This is a genomic window from Pandoraea apista, from assembly GCF_001465595.2.
Lineage (GTDB): Bacteria > Pseudomonadota > Gammaproteobacteria > Burkholderiales > Burkholderiaceae > Pandoraea > Pandoraea apista.
In genome coordinates, this window is record NZ_CP013481.2 from 4728178 (window position 1) to 4742641 (window position 14464).

Consider the following 14464-nt stretch of genomic DNA (forward strand, 5'->3'; position numbering starts at 1 on the left):
TTACTTCTTGTAAGGGGAAAGCGTGCCCACGCCGGCATTCATCGAGCGCTCGCGGTTACCGCCGAGGAGCAGGTTCAGCATCGACATGACCACGACGTTCACGACCAGGCAGATGAGCCCGAGGTTGACGCCACCGAGGTCGGGACTCTTGAAGTACAACACGAGCGCCAGCCCCTGTCCCGCGAGCACACCCGCCGCCACCGCCGCGGCACGCACGCGCAGGCGGAAGACCACGGCGATCACGCCGGGCAGGAATTGCGTGACCCCGTAATACGCCATGTTGATCAACGTCAGCATGAGATTCGGCGTGAGCAGCGTCAGCACGATGGAACCCAGCAAATACAGCACGATAACGACCTTCGAGCTGGCCTTCTGGCGATGTTCCGGCATGCCCGACAGAATGTTGCGCGTGACGATGGGACCCAGCGCGAGGCAAATACCGGCGAGCACCAGCAAGCCGGACAACGCCGCCCCCGCCGCGACGAGCCCCACCAGCCACGACGGCAGCAGTTGCGTCACGGCGGCGAAGAACGCCTCGTTCGGCGACCCCAGTGTGATGTTCCGGCTAATCGCGTAGTACGACGCCAGCACGAGGAACGGATACATCAGCATATACAGCGGCATGGCGATCTGCGTGCGACGGATGGTCGCCGCGCTCTTCGCCGTGAAGAAGTTCTGCACGCCGAACGGCATGACGTACATGCCGAGCGACTGGAACACGATGGTCGTCATCGCGAAGGTGAGTTGCGAGCTGCTCATCGCGTTGCTCACATGCTGGCTCGCCGCCTGAAATACGGGTGCGACACCCGCCTCCCACGCCACCGCCACGCCGGTAATGACAATCGCGGCGACCATCAATATGTCTTTGAGCACGGCGATATAGGCCGACGCACGCACGCCGGCGATCGCAATGTAGACAAACGCCAGCAGCGCGGAGAAGGAGATGAGCCACAGCGGTTGGAAATTCCATCCCAGCCCCTTGAGCGCGGCTACCAGCCCGGTGAATTGCAACTGTCCCCAAGGCAGCAGAAAGACGATGGCGGTGATGGCGACGACCAGTTCGAGAAAGCGGTTATTGAAGTGCCCCTTGAAAAGATCGGGCAACGTGATGGCGTTGTAGCGCTTGCCCGCATCCCAGATCTTCGGCCCGAGGAAATACCCGACCGGGTAGGCCAGCAGGATGTAACCCAGAAACCACACCCCATACGTCGGCCCCTTGGCATAGATACCGCCGGGAAAGCCGACCATCGTGCCGATGCTGTAGATCTCCCCCGCCGCGAGGAAGAACACCAGCCATGCGCCGAACTGGCGCGAGGCGACGAAGAAATCGTGCACGCTCTGCGGGCCGCGTCCACCGCGAGCTCGCAAGGCGAGATAGACCGAGAACAGAATGAAGCCGGCAAAGATGAGGGTTGCCATCGACGCAATCTCCGGAGAGTCGGTACGGAAGCGCGGTATCGCGCCAACGGGGCATGACGGCGCGATCTGCCAGCCGTCAGAAAAATGCGGGGATCAACGGTTCGACGAAGCGAACCGCCCTCACGCCGGGTCTTCTGCGATGTGGCGATCGAACAGTGTCCAGCACAGCCACAGACACGCGGACGTGAGAACGAACCACAGAAAGATCCAGCCGTAGATGAACGGCACGCCGAGAACATAGCGCTCGACAGATGCCGCCCACGGCAGCAACCCCACTACGCCGAGATACGGCAATCCAAGGCCAATCAACAATCTGAGCATGTGCTGTCTCCGGTACGCGAGGCGTGGTTTGGCGTGCGTACTCGGCTATGGCCGAGCACGCACGGGCCCCGATGTCTGGCCCAGTATCCACAGCCAAAATTCGCACCGTTTAGAGCCACATGACAGAAAAGTGTGGTGCCAGCAATGCCTTTCACGAAGCGCGAAAACGCTACGGCGACGCCGCTTTTCGCTGGCACCATCACAAAGCGGCGGTGGTACTAATCCCGGGAAAATGTTCTTGGCAGTATTGGCTCATTTCCGTCAGGAGCCTAACGTGGGTACGATTGAATCCTTCGCGCTGGATCGTCGCTCCGAAGCTGCGCCATACGATCCGCTTTACGATCCCCTGGTCTCGTCCGGCCCCGGTCTGGGCATGGACTACGCCCCAACTTATTGGGTCGCCACCGCCGGCGAACCGCCCGAAGACGATGGCCCGCTGCCCGGCGACGCCGATGTCGACGTGGTCATTGTGGGCGCCGGCTTCACCGGTCTGTCCACCGCGCTATTCCTCGCTCGCGAACACGGTATTCGCGCCATGGTGCTCGAAGCCAACCGCACCTGCTGGGGATGCACGAGCCGCAACGGCGGTCAGGGACAGAACGCCAGCGGACGCCTCTACCGCTCGCAATGGATCGCACGCTGGGGCAAGGAAACCGCCCTGCGCCTTGACGCCGAAATCCGCGAAGGCTTCAACACATTCAAGTCGCTTATCGCCGAAGTGCCCGAGTGCGACCCGCAACCCGGCGGCCATCTCTACATCGCTCACCGCGATCGCAAGATGGAATTCCTGCGCAACGAAGCCAAGGTCATGCGCGATGTCTTCGGCTACGACACACGTATCCTCTCGCGCGCCGAAGTCAGCGAGCAATACGTCGACGATCAGGAAAGCTGCGGCGCAATGCACGAGCCCGACGGCATCGGCGTACATCCGCTCAAACTCGCCTTCGGCTATCTGCGCATGGCGCGCGCGCTCGGCGCTCGTGTGCATCCGTCGACGCCGGTGCTGAACGTCGAGACGATCAACGGGGTGCATCACGTGCGCACGCCGCGCGGTGTGGTTCGCGCCAGGGCCGTTGCGTTCGCCACCGGCGGTTACACGCGCAACGACGTGACCAAGGCGTTGCGCGCGAAGATCATGCCGATTCTGTCGAACTCGCTCGTCACACGCGTGCTCACGCCCGACGAAATCGCGGCAACGAACTTCCGCACGCATGAGGTCATCACCGATACGCGCACGCTGCGCTATTACTACCGTCTGCTGCCGGATAACCGTTTGCAGATCGGCAGCCGCAGTTCAATCACCGGCGCCGATGCGCAAAATCCGAAACACATGGCGGTGCTCGTCGAAGGCCTGCATCGCAAGTTCCCGGCGTTGCGCGGCATTCGCGTCGATTACTCGTGGTGGGGCTGGGTGGACGTAAGTCACGACATGATGCCCCGCGTCACGCAACCCGATCCGCGGCATAGCCTCTTCTATGCGGTGGGCTATGGCGGTAACGGTGTGTCGTTCTCCGCACATGCCGGCCGCCGCCTCGCCCAGCGCATTGCCGGTCAACGCGACCCCTCCTGGGATCTGCCGATCTACGACTCGGCCCTGCAATACCCGAACGTCTTCGGCACGGTGCAGTGGCAAGGCTTCGCGCCGTTCCGCCGTATCGGCCAGCGTTTCCTCTATCAGCGGTATCACGCGCAAGACGAAGCGCGTTGACCCGTCTTTACCTCAGTCTTTTCAGGAATCTGCAATGACGACTCAGAACGAATCCGCCGACATCCAGTTGCTCAAGACCTTCAACGACGCCTGGAATCGCCATGACATCGACGCCCTCATGGCCTGCATGACGGACGCTTGCGTGTTTCACGCCGTGGCCGGCCCCGACATGCTGGGCCGCACCTTCGAAGGACGCGAGGCCGTGCGCGCCGCGTTTCAGTCGGCATGGGAGAACTTCCCCGATGCGTCGTGGACCGAGGGCGTGCATTTCGTCGCCGGCAATCGCGGCGTATCCGAGTCGACCTTTCGCGGCACGAAGGCCGACGGCACCCGCGTCGAAGCGCGCATGGTCGACGTCTTCACGCTGCGCGACGGAAAGATCGAAGTGAAGAACGCCTTCCGCAAAGATCGCCCCGCGTTCTGACATCTCTCGCCACGTCGTACGAAGACCTTGTCGCGCATATTTCATTTTTCAATACAAAACGTACCAAATAATAAAAATACTGATTGACCACGACAAGCAGATCACCTAGATTTCCACATAATCAACGAAATCGGAATTATTTGTTCCGTTTATTTTTCACTGGAGACACCCATGAATGCCAAAGATCCGGCTACGGCCACCCAGCAACTGACTGCCGCCGACGGTGGCCCCCAGGCCATGACGCCGTCCGAAGCGTTCGTCGAAACGATGGTCGCCAATGGCGTGAGCGAAATGTTCGGCATCATGGGCTCGGCCTTCATGGACGCAATGGACATCTTCGCACCGGCCGGCATTCGTCTGATCCCGGTGGTGCATGAACAAGGCGCGGGTCACATGGCCGACGGCTACGCTCGCGTGTCGGGCCGTCATGGTGTCGTGATCGGTCAGAACGGCCCCGGCATCAGTAACTGCGTGACGGCGATTGCCGCCGCTTACTGGGCCCATAGCCCGGTCGTGATCGTCACGCCGGAAGCCGGCACGATGGGCATTGGCCTTGGCGGCTTTCAGGAAGCGAAGCAGTTGCCGATGTTCCAGGAGTTCACGAAGTACCAGGGCCATGTGACGCACCCGGCCCGTATGGCGGAATTCACCGGCCGTTGTTTCGATCGTGCGATGGCCGAAATGGGGCCGACGCAACTCAATATTCCGCGCGATTACTTCTACGGTCAGATCAAGACCGAGATTCCGCGTCCGCAGCGTCTCGACCGCGGCGCCGGCGGCGAAGAGCGCCTGAACGAAGCGGCCGAGCTGCTCGCCCAGGCCAAGTTCCCGGTGATCATTTCGGGGGGCGGCGTGGTCATGGCCGACGCCATCGAAGAGTGCAAGGCGCTCGCCGAACGTCTGGGCGCACCGGTCGTGAACAGCTATCTGCATAACGACTCGTTCCCGGCCAACCATCCGCTGTGGTGCGGCCCGCTCGGCTATCAGGGCTCGAAGGCGGCGATGAAGCTGCTGGCACAGGCCGACGTGGTCGTGGCCCTCGGTTCGCGCCTCGGACCGTTCGGCACGCTGCCGCAGCATGGTCTGGATTACTGGCCGAAGAACGCCAAGATCATCCAGATCGATGCCGATCACAAGATGCTCGGCCTCGTGAAGAAGATCTCGGTCGGTATCTGCGGCGACGCGAAAGCGGCTGCCGTGGCGCTGTCGCAACGGCTGGCCGAGCGCACGCTCGTGTGCGACGCCACGCGCGCCGCCCGGGCCGACCAGATCGCCACCGAGAAGGCGGCGTGGGAGAAGGAACTCGACGAGTGGACCCACGAGCGCGATCCGTACAGCCTCGACATGATCGAAGAGCAGAAGCACGAGCGCACCTTCAACGGCGGCGAGTATTTGCACCCGCGTCAGGTGCTGCGCGAACTGGAGAAGGCGATGCCGGAAGACGTCATGGTCTCGACCGACATCGGCAACATCAACTCGGTAGCCAACAGCTATCTGCGCTTCAACAAGCCGCGCAGCTTCTTCGCCGCCATGAGCTGGGGCAACTGCGGCTATGCCTTCCCGACGATCATCGGCGCCAAGGTTGCGGCACCGCACCGTCCGGCCATCTCGTACGCCGGCGATGGCGCCTGGGGCATGAGCCTGATGGAAACACTCACCTGTGTGCGTCACAACATTCCGGTCACGGCCGTGGTCTTCCACAACCGTCAATGGGGTGCCGAGAAGAAGAACCAGGTGGACTTCTACAACCGCCGCTTCGTGGCCGGTGAACTCGAGAGCCCCAGCTTCGCCAACATCGCCCGCGCGATGGGCGCCGAAGGCATTGTGGTCGATCGTCTGGAAGACGTTGGCCCGGCGCTCAAGAAGGCCATCGACCTGCAAATGAACCACGGCAAGACGACGATCCTCGAAATCATGTGCACCCGCGAGCTGGGCGATCCGTTCCGCCGCGACGCGCTGTCGAAGCCGGTGCGCATGCTCGACAAGTACAAGGACTACGTCTGACGCAGTCGAGGTAATTCGTGTTACAGCGCTCCCGGCTCTGTGGGTGCCGGGGGCGCTTTTTTATTCTCTCGACATCATGAAAGCCATCAATCGCATCATCGATACGGCGCGCCGCGCACCGATGCGCATCGTGTTGTGCGAATCGGAAGACGAACGGATGCTCACCGCAGCCGCGCGTGCCACGCGCGAAGGGATCGCGCGCATCGTATTCGTCGGCGACATCGGCAAGACACAACGTGCGGCCGACGCGGCACGCGTCGATCTGTCCGGTATGGAACTGATCGATCCGGCAACCTCCGGCATGACGGACGCGTTCGCCGAGACGTGGCAGAACATGCGGGCAAAAAAGGGAATGACTCGCGCGCAAGCCGTCGAGGAAATGCGCTCGCCGCTGGGCTTCGCCAACATGATGGTGCGCCTCGGTCACGCCGACGGCTCCGTTGCAGGAGCTGTCAACACCACCGCCGATGTGGTGCGCATGGCCATACAGATCATCGGCGTACAGCCATCGTTCCAACTCGTATCGAGCTTTTTCCTGATGATGCTCTGCGAGCCGTTCCATACGATGAAGGGCGGCCTGATTTTCTCCGACTGCGCCCTCGTCGTCGATCCCGACGCCGCGCAACTCGCGCAAATCGCACTCGCTGCGGCCGACAGCGCGAGCGCCTTGCTCATGGAGCCGCCGCGCGTTGCAATGCTGTCGTTCTCCACGAGCGGCAGCGCGAAACACGCCGCGGTGGACAAGGTCGTGGAAGCGACGCGGCTCGTGAAGGAAGCCCGTCCGCAGTTGGCCATCGACGGCGACGTTCAGCTCGATGCGGCGATCGTCTCCGAAATTTCGCAGCGCAAAGTCGTGCACTCGCAGGTCGAGGGGCATGCCAACACGCTGATCTTCCCCAACCTCGATGCGGGCAACATCGGCTACAAGCTGGCCGAACGCATCGGCGGCGCGAAGGCTATCGGTCCCTTGCTGCAAGGGCTGAATCGTCCGGCAAACGACTTGTCTCGCGGTTGCAGCGCCGACGACATCTATTACGTGATCGGCGTGACCTGCGTGCAGGCGCAGGCCGCACGCGCCAAGCTCACCGGAACCTCGCCGCTCGCCATCCGGCCATGACGCTTCACGCGATTCAGGCCTATCTTCCGTTGATGTTGCTGCTGGGCTTCGCCACGTACTTCCAGACGGTGACGGGGTTCGGACTAGGCATGATCGTGTTGGGCGGCGCCAGTGGTTTCGGACTGGCGCCGGTGGCGAGCGTCGCCATCCTCGTGAGTCTGGTCACCCTGGTGAATAGCGCGCTGGCGCTGCCCGGCACGCTGCATCACATCGACTGGCGGGCAGTGCGCGCCGCAACGCTTGGCATCGTGCCGTCGGTCGTCGTCGGCGTGTTGCTTTTCGATTATCTGAACGGCACGGCATCGAACGTGTTGCACCTTCTCCTCGGTGCAGTTGTGCTGTATGGCGGTATCGGTTCGGCCCTGCGTCCTGCGCCCAAAGCAGAGCGCTCGGGAGACACAGGTTTCTTCTTCAGCGGCATTTTCGGCGGCTTGCTCAGCGGCATGTTCGGCATCTCCGGTCCGCCGCTGATTTTCTATTTCTACCGGCAGCCGCTTACGCTGGTGCAGATTCGCTGCGCGTTGATCCTGCTGTTCGCGGTGACGGCATCGGTTCGCACCGTCTATAGCGCCTTCGCGGGTCAGCTACCTGCATCCATCGGGTGGCAAGCCGCCATAGCATTGCCGGTTGTCGCGTTCGCCACACTGCTGGCACGTCGTCATCCGCCACCGCTATCGAGCGTAACGACGCGACGGGTCGCTTTCCTCACCTTGATCTTGCTGGGCACACATCTGATGGTGAGTGCGGTGCTGGAGATGGCGTAACACGGAACGTCGCGTGCAACGCATGACACGTTATGCGTGCGCGCGACGGCCGCCGCTGCCGATCCAGTCGACAAGGCGTGAGAGCGTTGTCATGTCGGGCGGGGACGTCAGGTCCAGGGCAAGCGAATTCCGGTAATACGGGCTGAGATCCAGGCCGACGCCGAGGCCAAGCACCTCCACGTCGCCGCGTGCCTGCTGCTGCGCCACGACCTCTCGCAAATGATGATCGAGATAGTGGTCGTCGTTGACCTGATGGGTCGCGGCGTCCATCGGGCTGCCGTCCGAAATCACAATCAGCAGACGACGGTTGGCGCTGCGCGAGCGCAGCCGTTCGCATGCCCACGCCACCGCCTCGCCATCGACGCCTTCACGAAACAGATCGGCCTTGAACAGCGACGCGATGTCGCTTCGCGCGCGTCGCCAACTCGTCACGGCATCTTTGAAGATCAGATGCGAGACCTCATTCAAACGCCCTGGAAATCGGGGCTTGCCGCGTGCCAGCCAGTCGCTGCGGGCGCGACCGCCGTTCCACGCACCGGTGGTGAAACCCAGGATCTCGTTAGTCACACCTGCCGCGTCGAGCGCGCGCGACAAGACATCGACGATCATCGCCACCGCTTCGATCTGTGCCTTCATCGACCCCGAGCAATCGATGAGAAAGCTCACCATCGATTCGGCAATCAAGGTGTGTTTCTCGAGCCGGAACAGCCGGCGCTCGGCGGGCGAGCTGACCAGTTGCGCGAGACGGCGCCCGTCGATACGTCCCTGTTCCTCCCCGAACGACCAGCCGTCGCGCTGCGGCACGGCCAGCGCTGCCTTGAGCGCACGCGCGAGCCTCGGCACGTTGATGGCCTGCGCGACGATTCTCTCGTCAAGACGCTCGCGGAACTCGGTCAGCAGCGCGCGGCGCACAAGCGTGCCCGCGTACAACTCTCGATCGTAGCGATTCGTAAAGACACGATAACCTTGCGCCGACGCCTGGAGTACGCGGCTGTCACCCGAGTGCGCGATCGTAATGCCGTCGTCTTCGTGTTCATCGAAATCGAGAAAGAGCGAGAAGGCGTTGCGTACCCCCTTTTCGTCCTCGTCGTCCTTAGTCTTGTCTTCCGTCTGCTCACCGCCCGCCGAACGTATCAGGCTTGCTATGTCGGCCGCCAACTCGCGCGCGTACACGGCGAAAGCCGTCTGATCGGCCCGGGTTCGACGCATTCCCGCGAGCGCGCCGCCAATGCGCGGCGCGATGGCCATGCGCGTGGCTTCGATGAGTCCCTCCGTGTCTTCGACGACGGGATAACCGGTCAAGCGCGACCAGCTCATCTGCGCCACGGTATAGAGCAACAGTCCGACATGGCTGTCGGCCACGCCGGTGATGTGCATCGCGCGCGACCACGCTTCGAATCGGTCTCGCAGGTTCTTCGCGATGCCGGGCATACCGGCCGGGATGAACGTTTCGCAGCGCAATTGCTCCATTAGCTCGAAAAGCAAACGTTCGAGCGGCGCGTCCGGTTGCAGACGGCGATGCAACGCCGCATCGCTGTGCCGCAGCCGCATTGCCGCACCGTCGGCGGCGCCGCGCAATGTCGTGAGCGCCCTCAGCGGGTCGCCGGGTCCGGGCAGCGTTTGCAGATGCGGCGCATGCAACGGAAGCGGGCGCATGTTCCGGCAAAGGCGTGCGCCGCTGTAATGCAGCGCAGGGTCGCCGGTCAGCGCGCGCACCGTTGCAGCGCACAGCGCTTCGCCGCGCGCGGCGCGCCGTGCCGCCTCGCGATCCGAGATCGTCATGGCGCATCGGCCAGCAGCGAGCGTGTGCCATCGCTCGCGAGCAACTCACGGCCGAAGGCGCGCTGGTAGTACTCCGCCACCACGGCACGCTCGGCTTCGTCGCACTTGTTGAGGAATGTGAGACGGAACGCCAGTCCGGTATCGTGGAAAATGCCCACGTTCTCCGCCCAGTTGATCACCGTGCGAGGCGACATGAGTGTAGACAGGTCGCCGGTCGCAAAGCCCTTTCGGGTGAGCTCCGCCACACTCACCATCGAGTCGACGAGCGCGCGTCCGGCGTCATTATCGAGTGCCGGCACCCGCGCCAGGACAATGCCGGCTTCGTCGGCCCGCGACAGATAATTGAGCGTTGCGACGACATTCCAGCGGTCGATCTGCGCATGATTGAGCACCTGCGTGCCGTGATACAGACCGTTGAGATTGCCAAGGCCGACCGTATTCGTCGTGGCAAACATGCGAAAACCCGGGTGCGGATGGATCACGCGATTCTGATCGAGCAGCGTAAATTTGCCGTCGCGCTCGAGAATGCGCTGAATCACGAACATCACGTCGGGACGGCCAGCGTCGTACTCGTCGAAGATCAACGCGACCGGGCGTTGCAGTGCCCACGGCACGATGCCTTCCTGAAACTCGGTGATCTGATGGCCGTCGCGCACAACGATGGCGTCTTTGCCCACCAGGTCGAGACGGCTGATATGGCCGTCCAGATTCACCCGCACACACGGCCAGTTCAACCGCGCGGCCACCTGCTCGATATGTGTGGATTTGCCGGTGCCGTGCATGCCCTGCACCATCACACGCCGGTTGCACATGAAACCGGCAAGAATCGCCAGCGTCACGTCGGGGTTGAAGCGATACGCCGTATCGATCTCGGGTACATGATCGTCTCGCTCGCTGAACGCCGGCACCTGCAGATCGGTATCGATGCCGAATACGGTGCGGGCATCGACCCGGCGATCCGGTTGTTGGGTAGCGGTCTCCATCACGTCCCTCTCCTGTTCCACGGTTTCATTGCGCCAAGGCAATGTCAGGGCATCATAACGTTAACCATTTTTAGAAACAATTCGTTCCGAATAATTAAATCACCGATTGACGCTCCGCCGGAGGTTCGTCTACATTCGAACGAACTGACCCGCATCGGAACCGGCCAATGTCGCTCAATCCGCTCGATAGTTCGTTTGGGTACAATACCGCTGATCCATTTTCCGGAACGGCGCATATGAACGACGCAGCGACCCAGCACGACACCCCCTCGGAGAACAAGGCGGACACCCCGACCCTGCGGGCGTTTGCGCTGCTCGAATATCTCGTTGCCGCCGACGCGCCGGTCTCGCTCGCCGACATGGCGCACGACATTCAGATGCCGAAGGCGTCGCTGCACCGAATGCTCGGCTCGCTTGAGGCAGGCGGGCTGGTGATTCGTGAACCCGGGCAGAAGAATGCTTACGTGATCGGCCCGCGCCTCGCACAACTGAGTCTGGGCGTGATGATGCAGGCGGGTGCGCGACGCATGCGTCACGCTATTCTCGGCCGACTCGTGGCCGATCTCGGCGAGACTTGTAACCTCACGATGCTGCACGAGACCGAGGTGCTCTATCTCGATCGCATGGAAGCGCCGTGGCCGCTGCGTCTCGATCTCAAGCCCGGCTCGCATGTGCCTGCGCACAGCAGCGCGAGCGGCAAACTGCTGCTCGCCATGATGCCGCGCGAACAGCGCGCCGCACTGCTGCGAGCGATGAAGCTGCAACGCTTCACCCCGAATACGCTGACCGATCCCGAATTGCTCGAGAGCGAACTCGACCGCATTGCGCACAAGGGTATCGCCGTCGATAACGAGGAATTCGTGCTGGGGATTGCCTGCGTCGCGGCGCCCGTGCTCAAGGAAGACGGCGGATGCATCGCCGCCGTGGCCGTGCATGCCCCGGTATCGCGCACGTCGCTGTCGAAAGCGATGGAGTTCGTACCGCGTCTGCAGGAAGCCGCGAAGGAACTCGCGAAGACGTTCTGACGCGTCAGAACGCTTTCGCCTGTGCCCGCGACTCGCCTTCCGGCACCCCTTCCGCTTTCCCCTTTTTCGCCAACGCCTCGCGCTTGCCCGCCCGCTGCCAGTCGAGCAACGGCGCAAGCGCCGTCGCCGTCTCTCTCAGCGTCGGCACCATGCCCAGCAGTTGCTCCAGCGTCACCCGCGCCGTGGGCCCATGCACGGCAAGCACCGCCCGCACATGGCCGTCTTCGATCGCGCGCACCGGTACACCTACCGCCACCATGCCGCGCACAAACTCTTCGTTATCGATACCGATCCCACGCGTGGCCAGCCGATCCAGCTCCGTTTCGAGCTGGCGAGCGTCAGTGATCGTGCGCGGGGTCATGCGCCTGAGCGACAGTCGCGAGAGCACCGCCCGGCGCTCGGCCGCCGGCATCTGCGACAGAAACAGCTTGCCGCTCGCCGTGCAATGCAACGGCACACGCATGCCGGGATGCATCTGCATGCGTAGCGGTTCGTTTGTCTCCACGCGTTCGATGTAGAGCACCTCGTCGCCGTCGAGCGCTGTCAGGTTCACGGTTTCGCCAACGCGATCGACGAGCGCGCGCAGCAGCGAACGTGCTGCGCGCGTGAAATTGTTGTTCGCCAGTGTGACCAGCGCCAATCGCGTGGCCCGGGGTCCCAACGACAGGCCGCGCTCCGATCCGCGCGAATCGGGCACATGTGAAACGTAGCCGCAAATTTCGAGCGCTTCGATCAGGCGCATGAGCGTGGCCTTCGGGATCGACAAACGCGTTGCAAGTTGCGACAACGTGTAGGGCTGTCCCGCCATGGCCAATCGCTCGATAACGGCCAGCGCCCGCAAATTCCGCGCTTCGTCGCTCGCGCGTAAATCCCCTTCGTCCAGCGTTGCCGTCTCGCGCATTGCGCCTCCTTGCTCGTCGCCCATACGCAATAAAAGAAACAAAATATACCAATTAATTGAATTCCATCAGCCTCGGGATAACCCCGGGCCGATACCGCGAGCGCTCCGGATCTGCCGTTGCCCGGTGCGCCAGCCCCGAACGTCCCCCCTTAGTGAAACCCCGCAGATGCAGCGCAGCAATTGCCCCGTTATGAGACGGCAAGCGCGAATTCCGTTTCAGTTTTCCGTTGTGCATCGCTTTTCCCTTGGCATTTGCGCGAGGCTCGCCGACATTGAATCGAAATAATCCGAAACGAATCGTTTCATCTCATCGAAGCAGACGCGAGGCAGGAGACAGGCGGTATGGAACACGAGGTCGACTATCTGATCGTTGGTGCGGGCTCCGCCGGGTGCGTGCTCGCCAATCGTCTCAGCGCAGATCCCGCGAACCGGGTGCTGTTGCTCGAAGCCGGCGGCCCCGATAGCAATCCATGGATTCACATCCCGGTCGGCTATTTCAAGACGATGCACGACCCGGCGCTCGACTGGTGCTATCGCACCGAAGCCGACACCAACGTTGCCGGGCGGCGGATCGACTGGCCGCGTGGCAAGGTGCTTGGCGGCTCAAGCTCGCTCAACGGCCTGCTGTATGTGCGAGGCCAGCGCGAAGACTACGACCGCTGGGCCGCACTGGGCAATCGCGGCTGGCGCTATGCCGACGTGCTGCCGTACTTCCGTAAATCCGAGGATCAGGAGCACGGCGCGAACGAGTACCACGGTGTTGGCGGCCCGCTGAAGGTGTCCGATCTGCGGCTGCGCCGCCCCATCGCGGAGCACTTCATCGCCGCAGCAAAGGACATCGGCATTCCGTTCAACGAGGACTACAACGGCGCGACGCAGGAAGGTGTCGGCTACTTTCAGCAGACGGCCTTCAGGGGGCTTCGCTGGAGCACCGCCAAGGGCTTTCTCAAACCGGTTCGCGATCGGCGCAATCTGATCGTGGAGACGCGTGCGCAAACGTGCCGTGTCCTCTTCGAAGGCAAGCGTGCGGTCGGTGTGGAGTATCTGCAGAACGGGGAGCGCAAGAAGGCGCGCGCCCGTGTCGAGGTCATTCTGGCGGCCGGCGCCATCGGTTCGCCGCAGTTGCTGCAAAACTCGGGCGTGGGTCCGACAACGGTACTCGCCAGGGCAGGCGTCGCGCTGCGCCATGTGCTGCCTGGCGTCGGCCGGAATCTGCAAGACCATTTGCAAGTCCGCCTGGTCTTCAAGACCCGCGAGCGCACACTCAACGACGAGGTCAACCATCCGCTGCGCAAGGCGCTCATCGGTCTGCAATACGCGATGTTTCGCACCGGGCCGCTCACGCTCGCCGCCAGTCAGGTGACGATCTTCACACGCTCGCGCCCGGACGTGACTCGCCCCGACATCCAGTTCCACATGCAGCCGCTGTCGGCGGACAAACCGGGTAACGGCGCGCACCGCTTCTCCGCGTTCACGTCGTCTGTCTGCCAGTTGCGCCCGCACAGCCGGGGCAGTGTCGAGATCCGGTCTAACGATCCGTTGGCGTACCCGGCGATTCAGGCCAACTATTTGTCGGATGTGCGCGACCATCGCGTGGTGATCGACGGTATCAAGGTGGCTCGCCGCATTGCGGCAGCGCCGTCGCTTGCGCCGCACATCGTCAGTGAGTTCATTCCCGGGACGCAATATCAGAGCGACGACGAGTTGTTGCAGGCCGCACGCCAGTTCAGCCAGTCGATCTATCACCCGGCGGGCACCTGCAAGATGGGACACGACCCCATGGCGGTCGTGGACGATCGTTTGCGTGTGCACGGTCTCGCGGCGCTGCGCGTCGTGGACGCGTCGATCATGCCCGAGCTGGTCTCGGGCAACACGAATGCACCGACCATCATGATCGCCGAGAAGGCCGCCGACATGATCCTCGAAGACAGGGAGCAGGCGTCGGGCATACAGGAAATCCGCGGCAGCATGCAGGCGGCAGCGGATACGGCAAGTGTCACTGTGGCGGTTTAGCCA

At 62.7% G+C, this 14464-nt stretch carries 12 protein-coding genes; 7 read left to right on the forward strand and 5 right to left on the reverse strand.

The features are described 5' to 3' along the window. Both AT395_RS21355 and AT395_RS21360 read right to left on the reverse strand, forming a co-directional pair. Positions 1-1419, reverse strand: a complete 1419-nt coding sequence (locus tag AT395_RS21355; protein WP_042114513.1) for a sodium:solute symporter family protein — start codon at positions 1417-1419, stop codon at positions 1-3. Positions 1420-1539: 120 nt separating this feature from the next. Then, positions 1540-1740 (reverse strand): DUF3311 domain-containing protein, encoded by a 201-nt coding sequence (locus AT395_RS21360; RefSeq protein WP_042114511.1) that lies wholly within the window; start codon positions 1738-1740, stop codon positions 1540-1542. A gap of 274 nt (positions 1741-2014) precedes the next feature. Between AT395_RS21360 and AT395_RS21365 the strand changes: the two genes are divergently transcribed. From AT395_RS21365 to AT395_RS21385, 5 genes are all read left to right on the forward strand, one after another. Continuing rightward, a complete protein-coding gene (locus tag AT395_RS21365; protein WP_048628683.1) occupies positions 2015-3448 on the forward strand; it encodes an NAD(P)/FAD-dependent oxidoreductase in 1434 nt (477 codons plus the stop codon). A 34-nt stretch (positions 3449-3482) separates the two neighbouring features. Beyond that, positions 3483-3872 carry a nuclear transport factor 2 family protein gene (locus AT395_RS21370; RefSeq protein ID WP_048628682.1) on the forward strand — a complete coding sequence of 130 codons (390 nt, stop codon included), beginning with the start codon at positions 3483-3485 and terminating at the stop codon, positions 3870-3872. 171 nt (positions 3873-4043) lie between these two features. After that, positions 4044-5876 (forward strand): sulfoacetaldehyde acetyltransferase, encoded by a 1833-nt coding sequence (gene xsc, locus AT395_RS21375; RefSeq protein ID WP_172417152.1) that lies wholly within the window; start codon positions 4044-4046, stop codon positions 5874-5876. Between the two features lie 76 nt (positions 5877-5952). Further along, positions 5953-6993 carry a phosphate acetyltransferase gene (pta, locus tag AT395_RS21380; protein WP_042114506.1) on the forward strand — a complete coding sequence of 347 codons (1041 nt, stop codon included), beginning with the start codon at positions 5953-5955 and terminating at the stop codon, positions 6991-6993. Beyond that, complete coding sequence (locus AT395_RS21385; protein WP_042114505.1) at positions 6990-7757, forward strand: TSUP family transporter; 768 nt, start codon at positions 6990-6992, stop codon at positions 7755-7757. Before pta ends, AT395_RS21385 begins: the two co-directional genes overlap by 4 nt. Before the next feature lie 30 nt (positions 7758-7787). Here the strand turns inward: AT395_RS21385 and AT395_RS21390 are convergent, their stop codons facing one another. Together AT395_RS21390 and AT395_RS21395 are read right to left on the reverse strand one after the other, a co-directional pair. Further along, complete coding sequence (locus AT395_RS21390) at positions 7788-9539, reverse strand: cobaltochelatase CobT-related protein (RefSeq protein WP_048628681.1); 1752 nt, start codon at positions 9537-9539, stop codon at positions 7788-7790. Further along, a complete protein-coding gene (locus tag AT395_RS21395; RefSeq protein ID WP_048628680.1) occupies positions 9536-10522 on the reverse strand; it encodes an AAA family ATPase in 987 nt (328 codons plus the stop codon). Before AT395_RS21395 ends, AT395_RS21390 begins: the two co-directional genes overlap by 4 nt. A 236-nt stretch (positions 10523-10758) precedes the next feature. Between AT395_RS21395 and AT395_RS21400 the strand changes: the two genes are divergently transcribed. Beyond that, complete coding sequence (locus tag AT395_RS21400) at positions 10759-11547, forward strand: IclR family transcriptional regulator (protein ID WP_042114501.1); 789 nt, start codon at positions 10759-10761, stop codon at positions 11545-11547. A gap of 4 nt (positions 11548-11551) precedes the next feature. On the opposite strand, the gene AT395_RS21405 is transcribed toward AT395_RS21400, so the two are convergent. Continuing rightward, on the reverse strand, positions 11552-12448 hold the full coding sequence (locus AT395_RS21405; RefSeq protein ID WP_048628679.1) for an IclR family transcriptional regulator: 897 nt from the start codon (positions 12446-12448) through the stop codon (positions 11552-11554). A gap of 342 nt (positions 12449-12790) precedes the next feature. On the opposite strand from AT395_RS21405, the gene AT395_RS21410 reads away from it, so the two are divergent. Beyond that, a complete protein-coding gene (locus AT395_RS21410; protein WP_048628678.1) occupies positions 12791-14461 on the forward strand; it encodes a GMC family oxidoreductase in 1671 nt (556 codons plus the stop codon). The last annotated feature ends 3 nt before the right edge of the window (positions 14462-14464 follow it).

What these genes read in the sequence shown, in the direction of transcription:
- AT395_RS21355 (WP_042114513.1), bottom strand. Translation starts at nt 1,419, where the DNA reads ATGGCAACCCTCATCTTTGCCGGCTTCATTCTGTTCTCGGTCTATCTC.
- AT395_RS21360 (WP_042114511.1), bottom strand. Translation starts at nt 1,740, where the DNA reads ATGCTCAGATTGTTGATTGGCCTTGGATTGCCGTATCTCGGCGTAGTG.
- AT395_RS21370 (WP_048628682.1), top strand. Translation starts at nt 3,483, where the DNA reads ATGACGACTCAGAACGAATCCGCCGACATCCAGTTGCTCAAGACCTTC.
- xsc (WP_172417152.1), top strand. Translation starts at nt 4,044, where the DNA reads ATGAATGCCAAAGATCCGGCTACGGCCACCCAGCAACTGACTGCCGCC.
- pta (WP_042114506.1), top strand. Translation starts at nt 5,953, where the DNA reads ATGAAAGCCATCAATCGCATCATCGATACGGCGCGCCGCGCACCGATG.
- AT395_RS21385 (WP_042114505.1), top strand. Translation starts at nt 6,990, where the DNA reads ATGACGCTTCACGCGATTCAGGCCTATCTTCCGTTGATGTTGCTGCTG.
- AT395_RS21390 (WP_048628681.1), bottom strand. Translation starts at nt 9,539, where the DNA reads ATGACGATCTCGGATCGCGAGGCGGCACGGCGCGCCGCGCGCGGCGAA.
- AT395_RS21395 (WP_048628680.1), bottom strand. Translation starts at nt 10,522, where the DNA reads ATGGAGACCGCTACCCAACAACCGGATCGCCGGGTCGATGCCCGCACC.
- AT395_RS21400 (WP_042114501.1), top strand. Translation starts at nt 10,759, where the DNA reads ATGAACGACGCAGCGACCCAGCACGACACCCCCTCGGAGAACAAGGCG.
- AT395_RS21405 (WP_048628679.1), bottom strand. Translation starts at nt 12,448, where the DNA reads ATGCGCGAGACGGCAACGCTGGACGAAGGGGATTTACGCGCGAGCGAC.
- AT395_RS21410 (WP_048628678.1), top strand. Translation starts at nt 12,791, where the DNA reads ATGGAACACGAGGTCGACTATCTGATCGTTGGTGCGGGCTCCGCCGGG.